The following is an 8,762-nucleotide window of genomic DNA, read 5'->3' as shown; positions in this document are numbered from 1 at the left end:
CGCCGCCGCGCTGGCGCTGTCCGCAGCCCTGGCCCTCACCGGGTGCACCTCGACCGACACGACGGCGCAGGATCCGGTGGCGCCGGTGCAGGTCGACACCGTCACCGGCACCTCCATCAGCGTGCCCGGTGACAAGCCGACCGCGTTGTTCTTCTTCTCCGTCGGCTGCGGCGAATGCGTGGGCGGCGCGAAATCGGTGGCGCAGGCGGCCGGACAACTCGGCGACAAGGCGTCGTTCGTGCTGGTCGACATGGATCCGGGTGAATCCGCGCAGACGGTGGCCGGGTTCCAGGACTTCACCGGCACCCAGGCGCTGCCCGCCGTGATCGACACCGGCGCCACCCTCACCACACGACTCTCGGTGGCGTCGCTCTCGACGCTGGTCGTGGTCGATCCGGCGGGCAAGGTCACCTACCGCGCCACCGACCCGTCCGCCGACCAGATCACCACCGCACTGCGCGACGCGGGAGCGGCGTGATGGGCGGACTGCTGGCGCTGGCGTTCACCGCCGGGATGCTCGCCCCGGTCAACCCGTGCGGATTCGCGCTGCTGCCCGCCTGGATCACCCACACCCTCGGCGACACCACCACCGACGCGTTCCCGGTCCGCATGGCGCGCGCCCTGCGCGCCGGGACCGCGCTCACCCTCGGATTCGCGGGCACCCTCGCCGCGGCGGGCCTGGCCGTCAGCGCCGGCGCCCGCGCGCTCATCGCCGCGGCCCCCCGCCTCGGCCTGGCCGTCGGCGCGGCGCTGGCGGTGCTCGGGCTGGTCATGCTCACCGGCCGTGGCCTTGGCCTGCGCCTGCCCCGCCGCGCTCAGCGCCCGCCCCGCGCATCGATGACCACCACCGGTATGGTGGCCGCCGGTGCCGGCTATGCGGCCGCGTCGCTGTCGTGCACCTTCGGGGTGCTGCTCGCCGTGATCGCCCAAGCCCAGGCCACCGCCGGATGGGCAGCGCTGCTGGTGGTGTTCGCCGTCTACGCCGCCGGGGCCGCGACGGTCTTGCTGCTGGTCAGCCTCGCCACCGCCGCGGCGGGCACCGCTGCCACCCGCTACCTCGCGGTGCTCGCCCGCCACGGCACCCGCATCACCGCCGTCGTGCTCGTCGCTACCGGCGCCTACCTCGTCTGGTATTGGTGGCCCGCCGCTATCGGCAGTACCGGTGGTGCCGCGATGGGCTCCACCGCCTGGTCCGCCGCGGTGAGCATCTGGATTCAAAACCACACCGGCACGGTCATCATTCTCGCCGTGGCGGCCGTGGCCGCCACGCTTGCCGCCACCGTCGTTGCCCGCAACACCCAGGCCCGACACCGCGACGCCACCCCCGACAACGACTGCTGCGCCCCCGCACCCGCCACAATCGAGGAGAAACACGCGCGCTGACCGCGCCGACCGGTCGACTGCCGTACCCCTTCCAGAGCGATTCGATCGAGGAAAGGCACCGAGCACATGAGCGAACGCTACGACACCCTGGTACTCGGCGGCGGCATGGCCGGCCTGCCGCTCGCGCTGCGCGCGGCCCGGCACGGCCGCGTCGCGTTCGTGGAGAAAGAACTGCTCGGCGGGACCTGCCTCAACCGCGGCTGCATCCCCACCAAGACCATGATCGCCTCCGCCGCCGTGGCGCACCAGGCGCGCCGCGCCGCCGAATTCGGGGTCCGCCTACCCGGACCGGTCACCGTCGATTTGGCCGCCGTGGTCGACCGCAAGAACACCATCGTCGACTCCATCCGCGCGGGCTCCTACCGCACCGTCGAGAAATCAACGGACCTCGACTTCTACCACGCCACAGGACATTTCACCGCACCCCGCACACTCACCGTCGACGGCACCGACCTGACCGCCGACCGGATCTTGCTGGTCACCGGCACCCGCAGCACCATCCCCGCCATCGACGGCCTCGACACCGTCCCCTACTTCACTTCCCGCACCCTGCTGGACCTCACCGACCTGCCCTCACATCTGCTCGTCGTCGGCGGAGGCTACGTCGGCTGCGAGTTCGCCCAAATGTTCCCGCGATTCGGCTCCGAGGTCACCCTCATCCAACGCGCCGACCGGCTGCTGCCCGGCGAGGACCCCGACATCTCCGCCGCCGTCAGAGAGGGCATGACCGCCGACGGCATCACCGTGCTCACCGGCACCACCTGCACCGCGGCCACCGGCACCACCGGGAACATCCGGCTCGGCTGCACCGGCAGCGAAGCCGACGACATCACCGGCAGCCACCTGCTGATCGCGACAGGACGCACCCCCAACAGCGACAATCTCGGCCTCGAGTACCTCGGTCTCGAACCCGACCCACAGGGCTTCCTCACCGTCGACGCCTCCCTGCGCACCGACGCCGAAAATGTTTGGGCGCTCGGCGATCTGCGCGGCGGGCCCATGTTCACCCACACCGCCCGCGACGACGCCGACATCGTCTACCGCACCATATTCCGAAGCCAGGACCGCACCACAACCGGGCGCATCGTGCCGCACGCGGTGTTCACCGACCCCGAAGTCGGCGCCGTCGGGCTCACCGAACCTGCCGCCCGCGCCGCCGGCTACGACGTCGTCGTCGGGCGCCAGGACTTCACCGGCGTCGTGAAAGCCCGCGCCATCGGCAACACCCGCGGCCTGGTCAAATTCGTCGCCGACGCCGCCACCGACCGTATCCTCGGCTGCCACATCGCCGGACCCGACGGCGGGAACCTCGTTCACGAGGCCGTCATCGCCATGACCACCGGCGCCACCTACACCCAACTCGCCCAAGCCATCCACATCCACCCCACCCTCGCCGAAGCGGTCAACACCGCCGCCGGCGGCGTCCACCGCGAAATCGGCGCATAGACACCCCATGAGCATCGCCCGGTACTCGGGTGAGGCCATTTTCCGACTGCCACGGATAACACCCTGTTATCTGTAGCATCATGACATCCGGCCTGCGCCGACTCCGCTCCGGCGGTGCGCGACGCGGACCTGTTATCTGCGGCAAGCCCAGTGAGGGAGGTACCACCGTGCCGTCCGGGATCACCGTCCGCGCCGCCGGCGACAGCTTCCTCGACTCGATCGGCTCCCCGAACACCCGCCGCGCCTACGGCATCGCCGTCGACAAGACCACCGCCACGCTCGGCGAGACCCGGCGGCTGGCCGACGTCGCCGACGATGAGATCGGTGAAACCCTCGAAACCCTGTGGGGCTCCTCAGCAGTCAACACCTGGAACGCCCGCCGCGCCGCGGTCGCGTCGTGGCTGGCGTGGTGCCGCGAGCACGGCCACACCGCCCCGGCGGTCCCGGCCTGGGTGAAACGCTCCACTCCACCGGACTCCACCACCCCGGTGCACTCGCGCACCGCGATCGACCGGCTCATCGCCCGCCGCGACATCGACCTCCGGGAGAAGACGCTGTGGCGGATGCTCTACGAAACCTGCGCCCGCACCGAGGAACTGCTCCAGGTCAACATCGAGGACCTCGATCTGGCCGGGCGGTGTTGCCCGGTGAAGTCCAAGGGCGCCAAGCCCCGCACCCGCCGCCGCGGTGCCACCTACCACGAGTACGCGCACGAGCTCGTGTACTGGGACGCGGGCACCGCCCGGCTCCTGCCACGCCTCACCAAGGGCCGCACCCGCGGACCGCTGTTCGTCACCCACCGCCGACCGGGCCCCGGAAAGGCCGCCGCCGACCGGGACATCTGCCCCGACACCGGGCTGGCCCGGCTGTCCTACGGCCAGGCCCGCGCCGTGCTGGATGCCGCCACCGCGACGAATGGGCCCGGCACCGGTTGGGATCTGCACGAACTTCGGCATTCCGGCCTGACGCATCTCGGCGAGGCCGGTGCCAGCCTGGTGGAGCTGATGGCCAAGTCCCGCCACCGCAAACCCGAGAACCTACGCCGCTACTTCAAACCCTCACCGGCAGCCATGCGCGGCATCACCAGCCTCATCGGCCCCGACCGCAGCCACCGATAGCGGCCACCAACAAGAGCGTCCGTCTACCCGCTGACCAGGCACTACGCGAACTTCGTTGTTTTTTGCGCCATTACTACCGTGACCCCTAGCTGCTGACGCACCGAGTGCGTCGGCGGCCCGCGCCAACGGTCCAGGCCGCTCCTCGATCCGGACCGACCACGCCGCGAACACTCCGGCTGTCTGCCCGGCCGCGCTCGCCCAGCTCGCGTGATCGTCGACCGCGATAGTGCCGAGGTACTGGGTCCACTGCGCGAGGTCGTCGTGCGCACGGCGGTACAACGGGTCCATATCGCGTACGTGGCGTCGCGTATGGCGGGCTTGTTTAAGGGGCTCGCGCCCACGCTTAGCGCGTCGCCATTCTCCCGCCGCTTCCAGCGCAGCTCTCGGTGAATCTGACCATCCAAGTCGCATTCTCGGCAGCGTCAGGTCCTTTCCCAATCGTCCACCGCCGAACCAGACCGGACGCGCGTCGAAGTCGCGCGATCCGGCCTCGTGTCGCGGTGCCAGAGCCACCGAGTAGCCCTGCACGACGTCGTCGGTACCCGCGGCGTAGCGCGGACGGATCAGGTGTCCGAGCGCGCGGACCTGCCGGACAAACTCAGCCTCCGAAGTGACCGCCGTCGCGCATGCACGAACGTCGCGGGCCAGTGTGCGTCGAGCCGGTTCGTTTCCCTTCCCGGCGCCGATGTTCTCCTCAGCGCGCGAATGGGCCGGCGTCGTTGCGGCCCCAGCCGCACGGCCCGAAGTGACCGCGAGTCCGTACTTGCGCTCTAACCTCGCCGATGCTCGCTGAGCGCGTGCGAAGTCGTTGTGCGACGAGACTTTGGTGCCGTCTTCGCGGACCATCGACGCCGCAAGATGAATGTGGTCGTTGCCTTTCTTGCTCAGACCGTGATGCACGGCCACCCACCGCACGGGTACCAGTCCTTCCTCGGTGAAACCCATCTCGCGCATGAAGTCACGTGCGATGTCGCCCCACAGTTCGTCGGTGATTGCCGACTCACCGTCGACAAGCTCCGCCGTGCGTCCGCCGGTCGCAGGATCGACCGCGTACACCGGGGCCTTGAGTGACAGCGAACAGTGCCACACGTGTGCGTTCTGCCGTACCTGTTTCCCGTCGTCGTCCCGCACGACGACCCTGCGCTGTTCACGCTCGTCCCACCGCCGTTTGGGAACCGTCACCTCGGTCTTGAAAACCCGGCGAGGCTGATCAATCTGTCGTGCGATGTCGCGTGCAGTAGCCCGATCGAGCACCGCGTCGTCATGCCACGCCATGATCGCCGAATCGCCGGCGACCAGGTGCGGCTCGGTGTGCTCGTTGGCATTACCGGGGCCGACAAGGTACCCGAGTAGCCCGATCATGCTCGAGCCACGCGTGATGTTCGGCATCATGTGGATTCTTGCGCCTCAAACACGGCACGCACCCGTTGCCCAGTCCGCCGAACCGCAGTCAACGTTGCGGCGCATTCCTCCTGCCATTCGCCGTCCGGATTCGTCGCCTTCGCGATCTGGGTGACGTTGTTGGCGATCGACGCCAGCAAGCGGTATGCGCCGAACAACTCGACCGCGAGATCGTGGCGTGCAGTCGCGGTCTGTCCGATCTGGTCGGCCAATGCCTCTTCCACCATCAGTCGCGGAACCGTCACCCGCGCGTCGTGCGCGCGCTCTTGCAGCCGACGTTCCTGGTCGGGCGTCACCTTCACCTTGTGGACGACGTGTCGGCCACCAGGCACGTTGGACTGGCGGCTTCGCCGACGCGATTTCGGCTCCGCACCTTCCTCGCTCATCGCCACTCCTCACTTCCGGCCAGCGCAGCGACTCCAGATATGGAGACCCACCGCCTTCCCAAGGTGTGGCAGATCGGCCAGCGCAGCGCCAGCACCGATCTCCTACTTGGGGTACCCAAGTATATAGCTTGCTCTGCGCGGAACGCGTCAGGCCGAAGGCACTAACCCATGTGGGTTAGTCTGCGCAGCAACGGATTCGACGTCAACAGCGTCGCTCGTAGCGGACGCATAGGAAGCCGCTCGACTCGACAGTCCGCCGCGCAGCGCGCAGCGGGAACAGACACGAACGCAAGGTGCGAAGTTCCTTCTGGCGGCCGATCACAACTCGCAACGCTTGGCACGTGCGTTGGTGCCACAGCGTGAGACCTCTTGCAGTACGGCAGTCGTTGCGAACAACGGGGCACAGGCACAGCAATTGGGGACAACGAAGCCGCGTGCGCGGGCTCCAAACTTGTCGGCGACGCAGTTAGGTTTTCGTACGCCGCGCACGCGAGAGGATGTCGATATCGTGCGCGATGTCTTGATCGACCATCGCAGCCAACGTGGTCGCGAGCGGATGACCAGAAGCCGTCGGAATCGGCAGACCGTCGGCGATCCGCATCTCTACGATCAGTTCTGCGCTGACCTGCCACGCCGGACCCGTGTGCGGCCAGACCCGCTCGAGCAATGCCTCGGTCTCCGCGCTCACCTCGATCGTGTTCACAACGTTCAGTTCGGGCTCATCCTCGTCCGCGAGAAGTGTCGGCACGTAGCCCTCCCAGAGTTGCGACCGCACTTCTTCGCTCGCGCGCTGTCGCGCTTGGCTGAGCACGCTTACCGTCTCCATGTACTCCAGTGGTCGACCCAGCCGCGCCCGCGCTTCGTCGCGAAGCTGGGTCTCCAGATCAGCTTGCAACGCCGCAAACTGCGCGGTCAGCCTCTCAGTTTCCCGGCTCACGAAGTCCTCGAACTCAGCACCGTCGACGTCCGTCAACTCCGCGGCATACCTGGCGGTCACCTCGTCACGAAACACTTCTGCATCCTCTCCGAACGAAGCGTCAATGTCCGCGTAGAGCCGCTTTCTATCTCGCAGTGAACACCTACAACAACGTCCGAACCGTCGACCGTGGCAAGGAGTACAACAGTTGGCGACAACACATGTATAGCGTCACCCCGAACCCGAGCCGATGCCCATGCAGCGCGCAACCTCACATCGTCTCGACGACCAGTGGAGAATCGGATTATGTTTGCGGGTCTACATCATGCGCAACTGGCCATGCCCCATGGCGAGGAAGCCCGAGCGCGCGAGTTCTTCGTCGGCGTTCTCGGCATGACAGAGATCGCGAAACCACCCGTTCTCGCCCAACGGGGTGGCGCTTGGTTTCGTGCTGGTGGCCTCGACTACACCTCGGCGTCGAGCCCGATTTCCGGCCAGCCAGCAAAGCCCATCCCGGAATCCTGGTTGACGGCTTGGACGCGCTGAGCGACCAAACTCGTTGCCGCCGGACACCGCGTGCAGTTTGACGACGACTTCCCTGGCTTCAGACGCTTCTACGCAACCGATCCATTCGGCAATCGACTGGAGTTCCTCGAACCCACAGACGCTCACGAGGCCTGACAACGCCTGCCGAGTTAATGAGATCGCCGACAGCAACTTTTCGTCCGGCTGGATCGCACAGGACACCTCGACAATCCGTGCTTAGACATCTGACGGCGTCGGTCGACCGAGCTTCCGATAGACGGACTCGAGATCGAGACGAATGAGCCGAGAACCGACGCGCTGAGCCTCGATCCGACCCTCCATGATCCAGCGACGGACGGTGGTGGGATGCACCCCGTAGATTTCCGCCACCTCGGAGATGGAGACGAACGATCCTCGATCTCCAGATTGATTCATGCCTGCGCTCATGAACGCAATGCTATGCACATCTATGGCGAGCAACCTGTCAAAGTTCATACGTACAAACATGTTTGGAGTTCATCAGAAGTTTTGGACATGGGTTTTGAAACACCACGCCACTGCGTCTCGGCGCACCACACCCCAATCAGCCCAACCCCAAAACTCCGGCAATGTTCACCAAATATGTTGAGCGCCTGTCAAATACGGCATCGACCCATGGTCACCAGTCACGTTTACCTACCCGTAGCCAAAGTGATGTCGGATTGAGACTGACGTGACGCTCCGCCGTCTTCCCTTGCGTCCCCGCCATCATTCGGGAGGTGCCTCAGCATTCGGTCTCCACGTACTCGGCGGCCACGGATTCGCGTACACGCCTCGCAAGCAGATCGTCGTCCAAGAGTTCCGAGAGCAACGCATCGACGACGGACTGGAACGTCACGCGAGGCACCCCCAGGGCATGAGCTGCGTCGGCCTGCCAAGCCAGCACTCGTTGGTTGAGGTCCGCATCGAGGTTGACCGTCTTGCCGACCCGCCTCGACACAGCCGGCATCGCACTCTGACTCGTCGCTTTCGCGGCCGCCGCTGACCGGGTCGACGGCTGGGACGCAACACGCGACGCCTGGGCGCGGATCTGTTCAGCTCGTGAAGTCATGGCCGCGCGACCTCCATGTCGAGCAACTGGGTTAGCGCGTCGCCATATGCGGTGTTGAGTGCGTCGTCAATCGGGCACCCGAAGGCCTGCGCGAATCGCTCCAACCGCGCAACGCGTGCAGGCAGGACGGGCACTACGTCGCTCGCCGCAGTGCGGTAAACCTCTGCCGACGCCGAGTTGGTCACGACTCGCGTCAGCAGCGCGGCAACGACCGGTGAAGCCGCACGCACGGGGCCGACGTCTTCGACCAACTCGAGGACTGCGCCCAACCGATCGAAGTCCATAGGCGTCGGCGACATCGGGATCACGATATGCGTAGCCACCCGCACGGCCGAGGTCACGATCCCACGGCCGGACTCCATCGGTGGCGTATCTATAACGACAGCATCAAAGCCTTCGGACACGGCATCCAACCGTCGATGCAGGTCCTTGACTGGCATTCCGACGACGGGCGTAGCCCATTCCGCGAGATCGGACGGGCCTGGTGCACGGATAGG

At 66.7% G+C, this 8,762-nt stretch carries 12 protein-coding genes; 5 read left to right on the top strand and 7 right to left on the bottom strand.

Features of this window, described 5'->3' with window-relative positions; all coding sequences use genetic code 11:
- The 4 genes from B3T59_RS22745 to B3T59_RS22730 all read left to right on the top strand — a co-directional run.
- Positions 1-478, top strand: a 478-nt coding sequence (locus tag B3T59_RS22745; RefSeq protein WP_287005214.1) for a TlpA family protein disulfide reductase, incomplete at its 5' end; no start/stop codon positions are given.
- Positions 478-1,383 (top strand): cytochrome c biogenesis CcdA family protein, encoded by a 906-nt coding sequence (locus B3T59_RS22740; RefSeq protein WP_168431393.1) that lies wholly within the window; start codon positions 478-480, stop codon positions 1,381-1,383. The genes B3T59_RS22745 and B3T59_RS22740, both read left to right, overlap by 1 nt.
- A 66-nt stretch (positions 1,384-1,449) precedes the next feature.
- The gene (locus tag B3T59_RS22735) at positions 1,450-2,829 is read left to right on the top strand and encodes a dihydrolipoyl dehydrogenase family protein (protein ID WP_287005213.1); all 1,380 of its coding nucleotides are present in this window, start codon (positions 1,450-1,452) and stop codon (positions 2,827-2,829) included.
- Positions 2,830-2,996: 167 nt separating this feature from the next.
- Complete coding sequence (locus tag B3T59_RS22730) at positions 2,997-3,947, top strand: tyrosine-type recombinase/integrase (RefSeq protein ID WP_005195278.1); 951 nt, start codon at positions 2,997-2,999, stop codon at positions 3,945-3,947.
- Here the strand turns inward: B3T59_RS22730 and B3T59_RS22725 are convergent.
- The 7 genes from B3T59_RS22725 to B3T59_RS22695 all read right to left on the bottom strand — a co-directional run bounded on the left by B3T59_RS22725 (position 3,888) and on the right by B3T59_RS22695 (position 8,564).
- Entirely contained in the window at positions 3,888-5,336 is a 1,449-nt protein-coding gene (locus tag B3T59_RS22725) for a relaxase/mobilization nuclease domain-containing protein (RefSeq protein WP_287005212.1), read from the bottom strand. The genes B3T59_RS22730 and B3T59_RS22725 overlap by 60 nt on opposite strands.
- Positions 5,336-5,734, bottom strand: a complete 399-nt coding sequence (locus tag B3T59_RS22720; RefSeq protein WP_287005211.1) for a plasmid mobilization relaxosome protein MobC — start codon at positions 5,732-5,734, stop codon at positions 5,336-5,338. Before B3T59_RS22720 ends, B3T59_RS22725 begins: the two co-directional genes overlap by 1 nt.
- A 466-nt stretch (positions 5,735-6,200) precedes the next feature.
- Positions 6,201-6,746 (bottom strand): hypothetical protein, encoded by a 546-nt coding sequence (locus B3T59_RS22715; RefSeq protein ID WP_287005210.1) that lies wholly within the window; start codon positions 6,744-6,746, stop codon positions 6,201-6,203.
- Between the two features lie 222 nt (positions 6,747-6,968).
- Complete coding sequence (locus B3T59_RS22710; protein WP_287005209.1) at positions 6,969-7,397, bottom strand: hypothetical protein; 429 nt, start codon at positions 7,395-7,397, stop codon at positions 6,969-6,971.
- Positions 7,398-7,412: 15 nt separating this feature from the next.
- Positions 7,413-7,622, bottom strand: coding sequence for a helix-turn-helix domain-containing protein (locus B3T59_RS22705; protein WP_287005208.1), 210 nt, complete (start codon positions 7,620-7,622; stop codon positions 7,413-7,415).
- Between the two features lie 316 nt (positions 7,623-7,938).
- Positions 7,939-8,265 carry a hypothetical protein gene (locus B3T59_RS22700; RefSeq protein WP_287005207.1) on the bottom strand — a complete coding sequence of 109 codons (327 nt, stop codon included), beginning with the start codon at positions 8,263-8,265 and terminating at the stop codon, positions 7,939-7,941.
- Complete coding sequence (locus tag B3T59_RS22695) at positions 8,262-8,564, bottom strand: hypothetical protein (RefSeq protein WP_287005206.1); 303 nt, start codon at positions 8,562-8,564, stop codon at positions 8,262-8,264. Before B3T59_RS22695 ends, B3T59_RS22700 begins: the two co-directional genes overlap by 4 nt.
- 12 nt (positions 8,565-8,576) lie before the next feature.
- On the opposite strand from B3T59_RS22695, the gene B3T59_RS22690 reads away from it, so the two are divergent.
- Positions 8,577-8,762 (top strand): hypothetical protein (locus B3T59_RS22690; RefSeq protein WP_287005205.1); only part of this gene is annotated, 186 nt, incomplete at its 3' end.

Origin of the sequence: Gordonia sp. UBA7860, assembly GCF_002500165.1 — a bacterium.
Lineage (GTDB): Bacteria > Actinomycetota > Actinomycetes > Mycobacteriales > Mycobacteriaceae > Gordonia > Gordonia sputi.
Note: the sequence above shows the minus strand (reverse complement) of the source record. Positions and strands in the feature narration are given on the sequence as shown.

Coding starts and splice junctions, on each gene's coding strand:
- B3T59_RS22735 (WP_287005213.1), top strand. CDS start 1,450: ATGAGCGAACGCTACGACACCCTGGTACTCGGCGGCGGCATGGCCGGC.
- B3T59_RS22700 (WP_287005207.1), bottom strand. CDS start 8,265: ATGACTTCACGAGCTGAACAGATCCGCGCCCAGGCGTCGCGTGTTGCG.
- B3T59_RS22705 (WP_287005208.1), bottom strand. CDS start 7,622: ATGAGCGCAGGCATGAATCAATCTGGAGATCGAGGATCGTTCGTCTCC.
- B3T59_RS22720 (WP_287005211.1), bottom strand. CDS start 5,734: ATGAGCGAGGAAGGTGCGGAGCCGAAATCGCGTCGGCGAAGCCGCCAG.
- B3T59_RS22725 (WP_287005212.1), bottom strand. CDS start 5,336: ATGCCGAACATCACGCGTGGCTCGAGCATGATCGGGCTACTCGGGTAC.
- B3T59_RS22695 (WP_287005206.1), bottom strand. CDS start 8,564: ATGTCGCCGACGCCTATGGACTTCGATCGGTTGGGCGCAGTCCTCGAG.
- B3T59_RS22740 (WP_168431393.1), top strand. CDS start 478: ATGGGCGGACTGCTGGCGCTGGCGTTCACCGCCGGGATGCTCGCCCCG.